This window comes from Ulvibacterium sp., assembly GCF_965228935.1.
Lineage (GTDB): Bacteria > Bacteroidota > Bacteroidia > Flavobacteriales > Flavobacteriaceae > Ulvibacterium.
This window is the reverse complement of the sequence record NZ_OZ245846.1, coordinates 3,678,883-3,693,826: the sequence shown is the minus strand read 5'-3', so window position 1 is coordinate 3,693,826 and position 14,944 is coordinate 3,678,883. Positions and strand designations below refer to the sequence as shown.

At 41.6% G+C, this 14,944-nt stretch carries 15 protein-coding genes; 10 read left to right on the top strand and 5 right to left on the bottom strand.

Annotation, left to right across the window (positions count from 1 at the left end):
- Window positions 1–38 precede the first annotated feature (38 nt).
- Window positions 39–1,973, top strand: coding sequence for a hypothetical protein (locus tag ACO06Y_RS15685; protein ID WP_422079936.1), 1,935 nt, complete (start codon window positions 39–41; stop codon window positions 1,971–1,973).
- A 65-nt stretch (window positions 1,974–2,038) separates the two neighbouring features.
- On the opposite strand, the gene ACO06Y_RS15680 is transcribed toward ACO06Y_RS15685, so the two are convergent.
- On the bottom strand, window positions 2,039–2,737 hold the full coding sequence (locus tag ACO06Y_RS15680; protein ID WP_422079935.1) for a hypothetical protein: 699 nt from the start codon (window positions 2,735–2,737) through the stop codon (window positions 2,039–2,041).
- A 192-nt stretch (window positions 2,738–2,929) separates the two neighbouring features.
- Between ACO06Y_RS15680 and ACO06Y_RS15675 the strand changes: the two genes are divergently transcribed.
- Entirely contained in the window at window positions 2,930–3,835 is a 906-nt protein-coding gene (locus ACO06Y_RS15675) for a helix-turn-helix transcriptional regulator (protein ID WP_422079934.1), read from the top strand.
- A 97-nt stretch (window positions 3,836–3,932) separates the two neighbouring features.
- Here ACO06Y_RS15675 and ACO06Y_RS15670 read toward each other — a convergent pair whose 3' ends face one another.
- Both ACO06Y_RS15670 and ACO06Y_RS15665 read right to left on the bottom strand, forming a co-directional pair.
- Window positions 3,933–5,099 (bottom strand): DUF418 domain-containing protein, encoded by a 1,167-nt coding sequence (locus ACO06Y_RS15670; protein ID WP_422079933.1) that lies wholly within the window; start codon window positions 5,097–5,099, stop codon window positions 3,933–3,935.
- Between the two features lie 148 nt (window positions 5,100–5,247).
- Window positions 5,248–6,372 (bottom strand): helix-turn-helix domain-containing protein, encoded by a 1,125-nt coding sequence (locus ACO06Y_RS15665; RefSeq protein WP_422079932.1) that lies wholly within the window; start codon window positions 6,370–6,372, stop codon window positions 5,248–5,250.
- A 169-nt stretch (window positions 6,373–6,541) separates the two neighbouring features.
- Between ACO06Y_RS15665 and ACO06Y_RS15660 the strand changes: the two genes are divergently transcribed.
- The 8 genes from ACO06Y_RS15660 to ACO06Y_RS15625 all read left to right on the top strand — a co-directional run bounded on the left by ACO06Y_RS15660 (window position 6,542) and on the right by ACO06Y_RS15625 (window position 13,280).
- The gene (locus ACO06Y_RS15660; protein WP_422079931.1) at window positions 6,542–7,315 is read left to right on the top strand and encodes a MerR family transcriptional regulator; all 774 of its coding nucleotides are present in this window, start codon (window positions 6,542–6,544) and stop codon (window positions 7,313–7,315) included.
- Between the two features lie 19 nt (window positions 7,316–7,334).
- A complete protein-coding gene (locus tag ACO06Y_RS15655) occupies window positions 7,335–8,204 on the top strand; it encodes an alpha/beta fold hydrolase (RefSeq protein WP_422079930.1) in 870 nt (289 codons plus the stop codon).
- A gap of 134 nt (window positions 8,205–8,338) precedes the next feature.
- Complete coding sequence (locus ACO06Y_RS15650; RefSeq protein ID WP_422079929.1) at window positions 8,339–9,166, top strand: LytTR family transcriptional regulator DNA-binding domain-containing protein; 828 nt, start codon at window positions 8,339–8,341, stop codon at window positions 9,164–9,166.
- A gap of 108 nt (window positions 9,167–9,274) precedes the next feature.
- Window positions 9,275–9,877: a hypothetical protein gene (locus ACO06Y_RS15645; RefSeq protein ID WP_422079928.1), complete on the top strand. Its 603-nt coding sequence runs from the start codon at window positions 9,275–9,277 to the stop codon at window positions 9,875–9,877.
- Window positions 9,874–11,055 carry a serine hydrolase domain-containing protein gene (locus ACO06Y_RS15640; protein ID WP_422079927.1) on the top strand — a complete coding sequence of 394 codons (1,182 nt, stop codon included), beginning with the start codon at window positions 9,874–9,876 and terminating at the stop codon, window positions 11,053–11,055. Before ACO06Y_RS15645 ends, ACO06Y_RS15640 begins: the two co-directional genes overlap by 4 nt.
- A gap of 263 nt (window positions 11,056–11,318) precedes the next feature.
- On the top strand, window positions 11,319–11,951 hold the full coding sequence (locus tag ACO06Y_RS15635; protein WP_422079926.1) for a peroxiredoxin: 633 nt from the start codon (window positions 11,319–11,321) through the stop codon (window positions 11,949–11,951).
- Window positions 11,952–11,973: 22 nt separating this feature from the next.
- A complete protein-coding gene (locus ACO06Y_RS15630; RefSeq protein WP_422079924.1) occupies window positions 11,974–12,549 on the top strand; it encodes a hypothetical protein in 576 nt (191 codons plus the stop codon).
- 221 nt (window positions 12,550–12,770) lie between these two features.
- Window positions 12,771–13,280, top strand: coding sequence for a GNAT family N-acetyltransferase (locus tag ACO06Y_RS15625; RefSeq protein ID WP_422079923.1), 510 nt, complete (start codon window positions 12,771–12,773; stop codon window positions 13,278–13,280).
- Window positions 13,281–13,389: 109 nt separating this feature from the next.
- On the opposite strand, the gene ACO06Y_RS15620 is transcribed toward ACO06Y_RS15625, so the two are convergent.
- Together ACO06Y_RS15620 and ACO06Y_RS15615 are read right to left on the bottom strand one after the other, a co-directional pair.
- Complete coding sequence (locus tag ACO06Y_RS15620; protein ID WP_422079922.1) at window positions 13,390–14,211, bottom strand: GNAT family N-acetyltransferase; 822 nt, start codon at window positions 14,209–14,211, stop codon at window positions 13,390–13,392.
- Window positions 14,212–14,253: 42 nt separating this feature from the next.
- Complete coding sequence (locus tag ACO06Y_RS15615; protein ID WP_422079921.1) at window positions 14,254–14,646, bottom strand: DUF1801 domain-containing protein; 393 nt, start codon at window positions 14,644–14,646, stop codon at window positions 14,254–14,256.
- Window positions 14,647–14,944: the final 298 nt, after the last annotated feature.

Below are 14,944 nucleotides of genomic sequence, written 5' to 3'. Positions count from 1 at the left end.
GTATGTTAAAATTAACGTAATGGGAGCTAGCAGAGATAATGAAAATCAAGAGTAATATAATTGTATTCATCTTACTATTATCGGTATCGTCCTTTGCCCAGCAAAAAATTGTACTGGAGAATAAGGTCACCGAAAACATCCTAAACAGCAATACGGGAATTGTATTGGTCAAAACTTCAGGGTCGGTCTATGGTATAGGGCCCGAAAAGCAAGCGGTTATTTGGGAGAACAAGGCCATTGGAAAGTTGGATTTTGACCGATATACCGAAATTCCCTTTACACCTTACGTTTTTTTTGAGGACAAACCCCTGATCAATTCTAAAATTCTTTCCAAAACCTTGAATTTAAAAGGTACTTCCCGGGCCATCGTAGATGTAACCAACGGTAATATCGTTTTTAATTCTAGCGAACAAGGGTTTCAAGCGGTTTTCAATACGTTACCATTGCTAGAGCAAGAAGCGGTTTTGGTGGATGGTAAAACCGAGGAAGGGTTCGGGATTGGTCTCTTCGATTTCAAAACGGGAAAGGAAATATGGAAGACCCAAGTGGTCAGTGATTTTTTCACCCGAACGAAAGGCGCTCTCCTAAACGAGGAGAAAGTCCTTTTGGATGCCGATCATAACATTTTTTGGTTAAAGAATCGTCACCTCTTAAAAATTGATTCCAAAACGGGCCATATTGTTTATGACAAAAAAGGGATTACCAGTATTTTGCTCAATGAAAAGGGAAACAGGCTCTACGTATCCTCCAACAACATCAATAGCAAAAAGCTCAATCAAGAAACGGTCATCTATGCCTTGAATCCCAAAACCATGGATAGCCTATGGTCCGGCCCACCTGTACGCATTGTTGGAAATATTATCGAAAAGAACTTGGACAAGAATCAATTGGTCGTGATTACCTCCAAGGGGTTTGATATCATGAACGCTGAAAATGGGAAGAAAAAATGGGGCAAATCGGATCCCTTGCCCTTGATCAAAAAAATCGTCCCGACCCAGGATAGCTACTTGGTGGTCCAAGAAAACCTGTTAACGCGAATTGATAAGTTTGGTCATAAGGCCTGGGATGAACCCATAAAAATTACGTACGCCGATACAGAAAATCCAGTGCATATTTTTGATGATGATACGTATGCACTTTTTATCACCCCTTCACGGGCCAATAGGATCGAAATCGAAACGGGAAGAAAAGTATGGAGAGAAGACCTTGCCCTATTCGATGCAGCTTTCATCAATAGAAACTTAAAGTTGGAAGTTCCCTTTCACCGGGTATGGTTCAATCCAAAAAACGGGCAGTTTCCCGTATATAGCGAAAACAACTTCTATCTTTTCAATAATAAGGACGACACGGCGCCAAAATCTTTACAGCGTTTTGATTTTGGAAGGGAATTTCCTAAACTAAAGATTAGATCAAAAGCTTACTTTTTGTATCTGGGCAACCAGTTTTACCTGTTCGATTTTTCGGGAGACCTCATCTACCAAAAGGAATATCCCTCGGTGAAATCCGGTTCCTTTGTACGTAGGTCTTTTCGCGACTCCTTCTACTGGCTTAAAAGAGGTTTACAAATAACATCGGCTACCTTGCTCTTCGCCCCTACCCAAGCGAACCGGGCATTTAGAAATACCATCGTGTCCAATGATTTGGGCGCGTTGGGCAGAGGTGTTTCCGGTATTTATGGAACCTATCGTTCCTATACCCAGGGGATTGATGGCCTCACTGATTTTGATGTGGATCTGGATTCCAACTTGGAGTACGTATTCAAAAGAATCCGCAAAAGCAGAAAAAATGATGATGCCATGATAATCACGGTTCCGGATAATGGGCAAATACGGATAATCAACCTTCAAATCGATACGGGAAAGGAAGAGCTTATAAAGAAAATAGATGGGAGACGGGGTACCTTTATCATTGACGACATCGAAAGGATGCTGTACTTTTTTGAGGGTAAGGAAGTTTCCATTGAAAAGTTATAGCCAATCGAAAGTCTCCACATCCGAAGTATTGGATTTCCAAGGCAAAACTGTAATACCAGTACCCTTTAAATGACCTCCGGCCCTTCTTTGTCCGGATAATGGTCTAGCCTCTGCCGCTCTTCAAGGTCGATGGCATGATACAGGGCGGTAAAGGCCGCACCGATCCACATATACGAAATAAAGGCCCCTACGAAGAAACAAATAATGCCTCCTATGAAAATAGGAATCGCCAACAGGGCCATACCAAAAATCCTCCAACCATGGCCCCTGGTCATTTCCCAGCTCTTTTCGACCGCGGCAATGGGTTCCATATTTTTGTCCATAACCAAAAGCGATACAAAAGCCAGTCTACAGGCTAAAATAATCCCTGGGATTATAAAGAAAACAAATCCTATCCCTACAATCGCAAACTTCAACAGATGTGCCAAAACAATATTGAAGTAATTGTTTTTAAATCCTTGGAACAGCACTTCAATTTCCATTTTCTCGTTCCGCATACCGTGTAAATACAATAAATCACCACCATAGTTGATAATGGGAAATAGCAGGAAAAAATAGGCCGCTGCAAAAATCTGTAGCATAACGGTCAACGGGGTGATATCCGTCTCGGAATCATGGGCGACCGACACGGGACTTTCAAACAAAGCCACAACTAAGGTCACCAAAAAGAAATATAAAAAATAGCGCCATAGTTGTTGCCAGGCGTATCCATAACTCCCAAAAGTGGTCGCCTCGGGAACTCTTCCTTCGTATACTCTCTCCATAATCTTGGTACTTAAGTTTCCCATAAAAGTAAGGGGATCGCGAAACTATTCCTTCCAACTTTGGTAGTGTTTTTAAAATCACTACCAAGGTATTTATCCATTTCGATGGCATTTCCATAATTTTAAACCTAAAAGGAGGTTTTGTTGAGTTTCGTCTATATCCTTGTGTTCTTATTTTGCCTCGCCGTTGCTATGGCAAGTATTTGGATATCACATCAATCCATCCAAACCTACAATACCAACTTCCACCGAAACTATTTCTATTACCTGATTGCCTTTTATGCCTTCGCCTTTTACGGAATCTGGGCGCAAATTTTGATGCGTGCCTTACTTTCCTTTATGGGTACGGATATGGGTATAATCACCATGGTCGCCAACTTTTTACCGGTATTGGGCATACCTTTTTTATGTATATCATGGATAATGCTCGTGAAAATGGGATATTCCTTGGTTGAAACACCAGTCAGTAAAAAGGTATCTTATTTTCATGCCATTTTTTTTGTAGGCCTAGTACCACTGACCTGGGGACTGTATGTGCTTTTTTTCCGAGACAATTGGCTAATGGGCAAACAATTGGCCCATGCAGAAATCGGATTGATACTCTTTGTGGAACTGGCATCTATGATACTACTTACAGGGATCGTGCTACACTATTCCAAAAAGTATAAAAGCCCAAAACGGAAAATATTGAATCTGTTCATCCTCTTACTGGTATCGGCCTTTTTGTTTCGAGGAATCTGTATTCCATTCGTATTTTCCGGAACATGGTTCGTTCCACCCATCATACTGTTCTATTTCTTGTCCAACTTCGTTCCGTTGTTTTACCTAAAGCTCAATTCCGATAGGGTCTTTATCCCGGTATACGCCGGATCCCCCAACGTCGAAAAAAAGGAAATGCTCTTTAAGGAGTATGGGATTACCAAACGAGAAAGGGATATTGTAAATGGAATCTGTGAAGGAAAGACCAACCAACAAATCGCCGATGAACTCTTTATAAGTCTTCAGACCGTGAAGGACCATACCCATAGGATTTATTCCAAAATCGGTATCAATAGCAGGATGAAACTGGTGCAATTGCTCAGTAAAGACCCATTTTGAAAGATTAACTGACTACGAAAATATCCATATCATCTCTGTACAATCCTCTCCCATTAACTCCCTCTCTGAAAAAGTCGGTTTGAGGATGCCTTGGAAATCAGGCGTTCCGAATCTGTTTAAACCAACCTCCATAGGACATCTTTTTCCAGAGATATTCGATAGGACCCTGATGATGTTTCCTTAACCATATATCACTTAGAAAGGATTGCAAGGCAAAAAACAAACCGGCCAAGAGATAAGTTTCAGCCCTGGCAATTTTACCATAGAGTCCGTAACTATCTATTGCATGAAAAATGGCGAGAAGATAGAACACCGATTGCAAAATATAATTGGACAAGGCCGTTCTTCCGACATACTTGAACCAGCTAAAAAGTTTTTTAAATAACGGGGTGTGGCCCAATTTTATAAAAACGGCAACATAGCCCAGAGTCTGCAGTAGCATTCCAGCGATAACCAAAAAAGGCAACCATACCAAGGATACATCAAGTTGTAGTCTTTCCGTATTCACCAAATGGAATAGATAACTCGAGAGCAGTCCAACGGAAAAGCCAAGAATGATAAAACCATTGGTCAACCATTTCAGCTTACCGGGTTTGAGAAAAAAGCCGAGTTTTCCTAAAACAAGCCCTACCACCATGTTTCCAAAGGTAAATACCAGGGTTACGGGCATATCCTGTATGAAATTGATCCATGGAGCGATTTGGAAATTGATACTGATGTATTCCACATAGGATTCAGCCAAGGGAAATTGTCGTATTAAATCAACATCATAGTTATGGGTTTGCCACCCCAACACGGTATTACCGATAAAAAGCATTCCCGTAAGAAAAACACAAAAAAAGATGGCAAGTTGGGTCAATTTTCGAACAGACCAGCTTTTGACAACTAACAGAAAGACACCTCCAAAAGCATAGGACATCAATATGTCTCCGTGCCAAAGGAAGAAGCAATGGATCGTTCCAATGAGAAACAAGAGGCCCATTCGCTTCAGGAAATACCCCGTAAAATCCACTCCCCTATTTTGAGCCCTTATCATTTGGATATGGAAACCGAATCCAAAAAGCATGGAGAACAACGTTATAAACTTGCGGTTAATAAATAGGTCGAATCCCGAACTTAGGAGAACATCCAAATGGGAGTCTTCCATCATGGTATGGTCAAAAGGCACATTGGCCAATAAAACACCCAGCAGGGCAAAGCCGCGCAGGATGTCCACTATTTCTATTCTCGAGGTATCGGATATCGGATTAAAGTCTTGCACCATGTTCCACTTGTAAAGGTAGATTACCGGGTTAGGACAAAATTCCTTTACTCAACGGAAACGGAAAAATGGAGATTGTTCCGGAAACCGTATTCAGGACAACTTGTGAAGTAAAACAGCAGATCCGCGGATAGTCTCGAAATTGGGCAGGTTAGTTTTTTCGAAATTGACCAGGGGTACGGCCCAGTTTATTCTTGAATGCCGAATAGAACGCAGATCTCGATTTAAATCCGGCCTCCAACCCAATGCCTTCTACGGATAATTTTTTGCCCACATCTTCCTCTAGGAGTTTCCGGGCCCTCTGTACCCTGAATCCATTTACCCAGTCATTAAAATTTTGCCCAAAGTTTTTATTGATGCAGGTCGATATCACCCTTGGAGGCACGTTTATTTCCTTGGCAAAAGTGCCTAAGGTAAGGTCATGATCCAAATAATACTCATTTTCGATCATTAGTTCTTTAATCGTATTACTCTTTGTTTCGGTACAGTTAAGGTCATTCGGGGCTTTTGGGGATTGCCCCGATCCGTTGTCCAATACACTTTCCGGAAACATTTCGAATAAATTGGGATGCCGATACGCCTGATAACTCAAGTAATAGAGGAACAGGGCAACAAAGCCGAATATGGGCAATACCAAATTGTTGTGTTCATCCGGCATGATCAGAATACGCAGGAGTTCAACTCCCCATAAAAGGATGGCGGGTAATACCATGTAAATAAACCGCCACAACCACCTCACTTGAAGCATTCCCTGATCCGAAAACTCATTTTGGACCAAAGCCTTGTATTGCCCCATTTGCCTTGCGGCTATGAGAAAAGCACATACAGTTATAACAAAAGCATACGATTGCAGTATAAAATGGGTCTTGTCTACCACTGGAAAATCAAAAGTTCTTGCTATGGAAGAGGATTTAGTAACGAATAGGTAGAAGTTCAACAATACTATTGAACCAATTAAGAAAGCGATGAAATAATTAATTTTCAAGAACCATTTGTATTTGTGCGAACTGCCCAGCTTTTCCAGAACAAAGTGTAAAAAAAGTAACGGGATAAAGAGCTTTACCTCGGGTAGGGAGAAATATTCCGCCAGACTATAATTCCCGATGGAATCAAAGGGCAAAATCGTAGTAAGCGCTTCAAGTACAATGGCTATGAGGAACAAACCCAAAAGAACATTGGCGAAACTTCTATTTCGTTTTGAAAAAATGTAGACCAAGGCCAAAAAAAGACCTTGGAGCAATGCCGCCCAGAGAATGAAATTGATTAGCGTACCCATTATGATTTAGAATCGTATGTTAAAGATAGCATTTGAACATCTTCCCCTAGATGTAGCCAAATAGATAAGGTTTGCTCCTTAATTGCAAAATTATTCTTAAAGATACTTGACTCTTACCTTACGTCATAGTCTACTTTTGCCCAAGTGATTCGTGAATAAAGTCAAAAAAATGAAAAAATACAGTGTCAGTGAGCTTTCAAAATTATCCGGTGTAACCATAAGAACCTTACACCATTATGACAAGATCGGGCTTCTAAAGCCTTCGGACCGAAGCGAAGTCGGTTATCGATATTATGGAGAGAGCGAGCTACTGCGCTTACAGCAGATTCTGTTCTATAAGGAGCTTGGTTTTTCCTTAAAGGAAATCGAAGCTGTTCTGAACGACCCGGACTTTGATTTGGTTACTGCACTAAGGGGCCACAAGGAATTGTTGGAGAAAAGAAGGAGCCGTATCGCTACACTCCTCAATACCATTGATCAGACAATAACATATTTAACTAATAATAAAACAACTATGGAACCTAAAAAACTTTACGAAGGACTTCCTAAGGAAATGGGCACCGCCATACGCAAGGAAGCTATTGAAAAATATGGCCTGGAGGCTGTTACCCGATCGGAGCAGGAACTGTTGCAATTGGGTGAGGCAGATTACGTAAAACTTAAAGAGAAGTTGGAAAAAGTAACCCTAGAACTCTTTAAACTAAAAAATGAAGAGCCAAAAAGTACCGAAGTCCAGTGGCTTATCAAGCAACATTATGAAATTATCAGAAAATTCTGGGGAACGGAAGCATTGGAAGATAAGCAAGCGGATGCCTATGCGGGGTTAGGCCAGACGTACGTAGACGATGAGCGGTTTACCATTATGGAAAACAAGCCACAACCGCAATTTGCCCAATTCCTAAAATTGGCCATGGCACATTTTGCGGAACGTTACTTGAAATAATCAATCAAAAGCAACAGTCATGATCATATCAATAGTAAGGATTTTACTCGTAATTGTTCTGAACCATATATTCGTATTCCCTATACTTATGAAAATGGAAAATGGCGACTTAAAATTGATGCCCAGGGAATTAAAGACCTCCAAGGGTACGTGGAGCTATCATACCGGCCATTCGGGAGAAAAAGCCATCCTATTTATTCATGGGGCAAGTTCAAGCAGTCGCATTTGGAAGTATCAGCAAAACCTAAAGATCGAAGGTTACAAAACTATATATGTAGATCTGCTGGGCTACGGCAATAGTGATAAGCCACAAGAGGGGTATTCGCTACAAACCTGGATAGATGGGATACATGCCATTTTGGAACAGGAAGAGGTTAAAGAGGTCGTATTTGTTGCGCATAGCAATGGTGTTATCCTGGCCAAGGAATTTTATAGGAAGCATCCCAAATCGGTATTAAAAATGATTTTGGTGGACGGTATGCTAAAACAAATGATTCAACCTCCCATGTTGGAATGGATGAAATCGCAACTGGAGCGTTCCGACTATGAAAACTTTATGCAAAACAGTATACAACAAATGCCCGTACAAGGGCTGCAGGAAAATGATATTGAAATACTAAAAGAGGATGCTCTAAATACACCGAAACCCATTACCATTGCTGAATTTGATATGGTCGGCAATCCTGATACCTGGCACAAATTGATCATGGAATGTCCGGTTACCATTATTCATAGTAACAATCCGCTTTGGAACCAAGAATATATAGCGTGGCTCGCTGAGGTTGTTCCCAAACTTGATTTCCTGCAATGGGACGATTCCGGGCACTTTGTGCCGTTACAATTTCCGGACAGATTGAATGATGTAATCCTCGATTTAACGAAAAAATGATGTCTTCTAGGCTTCCAACAGATTTTGCCAAGGATGTCAATAACCCGATTATTTTTATTGGTTAAAAATTGCTCTGTCTTTTGACTTCAGAACGATCTCTGCTATTTTTAGGATGGGAATCTTGAGTAGGCCGAATGAAACCGAAGTTGGGAAATTCTAAAATTGAAATGGACCGTATAAGGGACAAGTGGTTGTTCCTCTATGTGTATCCTATTTTCGCCCTACTTGCCGTTCATCTTGGTAATGACAACGGCTTTCTGAAACTTCTCGGTATGGCCAGCTATTACACGGACATTGTTTTCGCACTGCTATGTGTATATGGTTGTGGGCTTTACATCAGATGGATTTCCTTTTTGATCAACAAAAGATTCGGGTGGGACGAAAAGCTTTCCGTAATCCTAAGATATCAGGGAATTCTGGGTCTATTGGTGCCTACATTGTTCGTGGTTTTGGCGGAATGGATTTATCTATGGGGCCTTGGGATACAATTGAGCGAAAGTTCCATTTTTTATTTGGAGTTTCCATTGGCCATTTTATTGTGTCTTTTAATCAATATCACCTATCTTTTTATGTATTTCCGCATCCATAACCTGAAGGTTAGAAAACGGAAGAACGAAATTCAGAAAAAGAGCTTCGTAGTTAAGGAGGGTTCCCATATGCTGAATGTTGCCATGCCCGATGTCGCCTATTTTATAAAACGGAACAAGTTTACTTTTTTGGTCACCAAAAAAGGTAAGGACTACCTCTATGACCACTCCTTTAAAACGATATGGAAAACATTGCCTCCGGAGTACTTTTTTCAATTGAACCGACAGGTTATAAGTTGTCGGGAAAGTATTGTTCAATGTACAAAAGCGGAAACAAGAAGGCTAAAAATAGAGCTCTCTCCCAAAACCGATGATCCGGTATATGTGGCCAAGGTCCATGCGACCAAGTTTCTCGACTGGTTGGACAATTCCTAAGCTGTCCGCTTTAATCCTTGTTTTGTCCGGTTTAGACATTGCCCGGAAAAATATGCCTTCTTAAGACCGGACAAGGTCGACATTTGTACCCATCATCAATCAAGAACAATGAAAAAAATGCAATTCGCCTTTTGGTGCTGTAACCTGTGTTGCCTTCTGGCACTAAGGGCCCAACAACCGGTGACCCTTTCGATTTTCAATGAATCTACCTCCGTGCCGTATACCCATTTGGTGAATACACCTATACACCCAGGTATTCAGGTGGGGACAGAATTCAACTGGAAAGAAAGTAAGCACTTTAGACTTTATCCTTCAATTTCCATAGGTTATATGTTTCATCGTAAACTGTTCCAGGGAATTTACGCCAATTTGGAGCTTGGACTAGACTACAAGACGTCCTTTGGGTTAAATCTTAAAAGTAAGATCGGTCTGGGATATCTACATACGTTTAGCACCCAGCAGGAATTTCAATTTGAAGATGGGAACTATGTAAGCAGACGTGATACGGGCAATCCTAGGCTCATGCCTTCCATTACTACCGGATTAGGTTACAGGCTCAGCCCCAAAGAGAACGACTCCGCGGAAATCTTTCTGCTCTATCAATCTTGGTTGGAGTACCCCTACTCTCCCGGTTTTATTCCCCTAATGTCCCATACCAGTCTTCATCTAGGCGCAAGATTCTATCCATTTGAAAAGAAAAAACAACCATGAAAAAAATATATCCAGCATTTGTATTCATTATGGCATTATTGGCCTGTACGGAAAAGGATGAAATCTTTGAGGCATCTTTTTATGACTGTATAGCGGATATATCATCCAACAACCCGAAACATTCCCTGGCACAGACCGTAGACGGTCTGGCGGATGATTTCATAAACCGTGGCGTTCCGGGAATTATGATAAGTGTTCGGGATAGCGAAGGCCAATATACGGTAAGTAGGGGAAAAAGTGATTTGGCCAGTGCTATCGATTTAAAGCCTTGTAATCGCACCCGGGTGGGCAGTACGGTAAAAACATTTACGGCGGTCACCATGCTAAAGCTATGGGAGGAAGGCAAATTGGGACTAGATGATTCCATTTCCAAATATCTGGAAGAGGAAATTCTTCGGGGAATTGCCAATGCCAAAAATGCAACGATCCGTCAATTACTTGATCATTCCAGTGGAATTTACAATTACATACAGGATACCAGATTTCAGACCGCCTCGCTTAATGATTTAATACGGGAATGGAAGCCCAATGAACTGCTGGATTATGCCCGTGGACGCGATGCCTATTTTAAGTCGGGCTCGGATGTTCGGTATTCCAACACCAATTATATCCTTTTGGGGATGATCATTGAAAAGGTTACCGGCGTTTACTTTTATGAGGTATTTGAGGAAAAACTGTTCGACCCATTGAATCTGGACTTTACAAGCTTTGCCGCAACCGATCCGGTACCGGACGGTATTATAAGGGGATACGTGGATCTCTATAGCAATCTGAACCTGATCAATGCCACCTATTATAGTGGATGGGACTATTATTCCGCGGATGGCGGACTGATATCGAACACCTCCGACCTGAGTCTGTTCATCTACCGACTGTTCAATGGAGAACTCCTACAACCCTCTTCCCGTTCCGAAATGATGAAATGGTTACGGCCAAAGGAACAGCCCAAGGATGGCTTTGAAACATTTTATGGCCAAGGCATATTCCGAATTACAACGGATCATGGACCGGCCTATTTACACAGTGGCGATGCCATTGGCTATTTTGCGAGCATGGTATATTTCCCTGACCAGGATGTAGCCATTTCCTGGGCCAGTAATGCCAATTATGGTAAATTGGATGATATTATTCAATCCAAGCAAACCATGGAAAAGATATTCAGGGAAATCCTGAAATAAAAAGGGACAAACCTGATTTAACCCCCAAAATGTCCGAACCATTAAAATCAGTGAAAAGTTTTTTATCGTACAATTCCAAAAAGCAATGTCCTGAATCATGTTCAAAAACCATCAAAATGTCCCGGATACTGCATTCCGTACATCCCCTTCTTTCAAAATTCCCTTTTACGGTTCAACTTTGCCCGGAAATTGAAAGCTCAAAAAAAGATTAAAAAATAAACACCCAAATGGGTTAAAGACAATTACCAATAAATATATATACTATGAATACGATTAGATTAGGGGATATAGCCCCCAACTTTATTGCAAAGACTACGGAAGGTAAATTGGATTTTCACGAATGGCTAGGGGAAAGCTGGGGCATGTTGGTGTCACATCCAGCGGATTTTACCCCGGTTTGCACTACGGAACTGGGGACCATGGCCAACTACAAAGCGGAATTTGAAAAAAGGGACGTTAAGGTAGCGGCCATAAGCGTTGATCCCCTTACCTCCCATTTTGAGTGGATAAAGGATATTGAACAAACCCAAAATGCCCAGGTAAATTTTCCATTAATAGCGGATGATGAAAGGGAAGTAGCTACCTTGTACGGTATGATACATCCCAACGATGATGCCACTATGACCGTACGGTCCGTTTTTATCATTGCACCGGACAAAAAGGTAAAACTCATTTTAACCTATCCGGCCTCTACGGGAAGAAACTTTGAGGAGTTGTTACGGGTGATGGATTCATTGCAGTTGACCCAATATAAGTCCCTGGCCACCCCGGCCAATTGGAAAAATGGGGAGGACTGTGTTATTCTGCCATCGGTCAGTAATGAAAAAGCGGAGGAGCTCTTCCCCAAAGGATTTGTAGAAGTAAAACCGTATCTGCGCCTGACCCCTCAGGTTTAGCTTTGATCAAAAAAAAATTAAAATGAAAATAAGAAATATAGCAATCGTATTAATTGGCGCCACCTTTTTTTGGTCCTGCCAAAATGATGATAACGGTTCCCCACCCGAATCTCGGTTTTCCATAGCCGCTGACATATCGGGTGGCTTGGCCTCATATGATCAAACCGTCTTTGATGGTGGACATAACGGAAGCGTTAATGTTTTCAATCGAACGGACAAGAGTCTTTATTTACAGTCCTTTAAGAATGGTAAAAATGACAGTGAAGGTTTTTGGACCATTCGAATCAATGGGGTCGATATTGAAAATCTAACCTTGCCACATAGCCTCACCGGTGCGGAAGGAAGTGTTTCATGGGTAGACGAGTCCTTGAAACCATTACAACAACCCTGTTCCCAAGCGGACGTTCTCTGTTTTTATTCGGGAGTCGGGGTGGATGAGGTAACCGTTACCATAACCGATATAGAGGATAACGTAATCTCCGGAGAATTTTCGGGGAGGTTGAACCATATCCGGATAAATCCGACTGTAATCCGAGACACCGATGACTTTGTGGAAGTGGCCAATGGGAAGTTTTCGATCAAGTATCAGTCAAAATAACCGATCGATCAAAATTATGGACTTTGAGAGTTTATGATGCATCAATTAAATTTCAATAAACTGTGCCTTAGTAAGTAGCGTAGCTTTGGTAGTTTCCCGACCTAGGGTAGATCCATAGATCGCCCTAGGTCTTTTTTGGGGAACCGAAGCAGGTTTATAGTTTCGCTGACCATAGTTTATTTCAACTAAAAGCACACTTTGTATACATAAATCCAAATACTATGGAAAACTTCCATCTCAAGACCGATAGGCTACATTTAATTCCCTTTACTCCAAGGGATGCAAAAATGTTCCAACAATTGAACAATGACCCCTTCATCCGGAAGTATCTGTGGGATGACGAACTAATCGATGAGACCACTGCCCTTGAACTCATGGAGCAGAACAAAAAACATTTTGAGGAAAACGGTTATGGCCTCTGGAAGATACGGTTGAAGCAAAGCCTGGAAACCTTTGGCTATGTGGGCCTATGGTCCTTTTTTGATGAACCCCAACCCCAATTGATCTATGCCCTCCTAGAACCCTATTCCAAACAAGGGTATGCTACGGAAGCTGGCGGTTCTATAGTCGATTATGCCTTTGATCGATTGGGTTTTGACTATTTGATCGCGGCTACGGACGAGCCCCATTTGGAATCCCAAAAGGTGGCCCAAAGATTGGGGATGTCGTTTGCCGAAAAAAGAATAGAAAATGAAAAACCGACTTTGTTCTATAGGATAGATAAAAGGTGATACCACACAATTGGAGTTGATTCTTTTGTGGAAATATGATTGATTTTTTGTGTTTGGCAAATTGGGGCCGCCAAAAGCCAAATCTCTGAAATACTCGGCTTCCCTTTCCTTAGATTTCCATTCGCATCTCGTACTGATCTATGGTATTTACCAATCCGATTGAATTTAACTGCTCAAGTTTGTGGGTCAGTCGTTCGTCGACATTATTGGTCTTGATGGTACTTGAAATCTGCCGTATCCCGGAAAACAATCGGTTCCAGGCATCTTCATTTTCATTTAACACATCAAATTGTACCAGATAACCTGTATCCGGATGTATGATAAAGAAGGACTCTGGTGATGTATGGGTCATGACCTGAAAAAACTTGTACTTGCTACCGAGTATGGATTCCTTTTGATGGTCCCATGAATAAAAATCCTGATTGGGTAAACTCGCCCAGTCGACCTTTTCTAGTTCCACCCCTTTTAAAATTACAGTCTCCCTATTTTTTGGGTCGATGGTACCCTTAAAACATTGGTACGTTCGGTAGGTTTTAAACCCGATGCCCATATAGGATCTAATCGCCCTTTCATTTTTGGTAATTACCTCCAAAGCACAATGGGTCACCCCTATGCGCCGTAAGTCATTTAGGGCGTACTCATAAATGGATTGGGTTATTTTTCGTCCTCGGTAATCCGGGATTACCCCAGTACCTGTATTGAAAGCCGTCAATTTTCCATCCCTATGGTCAATGGCGTGTATCACGAATCCGACCAATTTCTCCCCATCGAACATGCCATAGGAAAAATTAAAATCGACCTTGGCGGCCTTCCAACGTTCCTTATAATAATCGCCATTATTGGGTACCGTCACAAAATAGTTTTGGAAGGCGAGCAAAAAGCTTTCCAATACCAGTTCAAAATCCGTATTTCCTAGATACTTTATGGTCATTGTTCCTTACACATACAGTGTTAGTATCTGTTATTCCGCAGTTTACTTCAAACGTTCCAGAACTCCCTTTCGTTTGTAGATATTCTTATAGTCCCATTGAATATTGCGTGCTTTTTCCAACCATCTTTCTACATCCTTTTCCAAGATTTGGTCAACTGAGGAATACAAAATAGAGGCATCCTTGAATTTACCGGTGCCCGGTTTTAGGGCCTCTTCCTCAAAACTTGCCCCGCTCCAGAACATCAAACGAATTCCAGCCTTTAATTTGCTATAGCCAACTATGGGATTTCCCTCCAGAAACCAAACGGGATGTCTATGCCATATTTTGTTTTCCGCTTCTGGCAGGAATTTGTCGATCAAAACAGCCAAGGTAGTACATATTTCTTGTTCCCCGGGTACCTGGTTCCCGTTAAATACTTGAATATCCTGATGCATTTCTTGTGATAATTTTAATCAATATAATTCCCCGATGGCATTGCCTCGGGGTTTCCGATTATATCTCCCCTTGGGGGAGGTCGGAATTGCCTTTTCGCAATTCCGAATGGGGCAAAATAAAAAATTTCTTGAAACCGACCCCGCCTTGACCGGACGGGCAGGTATCCTCGAGGCAGAGCCGTAGAGGTATTTCGCCGGTTTCATTTTGGCCTTAGGGCCAAACGAAATTTTATATTTTGGGCGATAAGTTTTGTTAGGCTTTCTAGTACATCAAATCCTAACGCTAAGATAACGGATT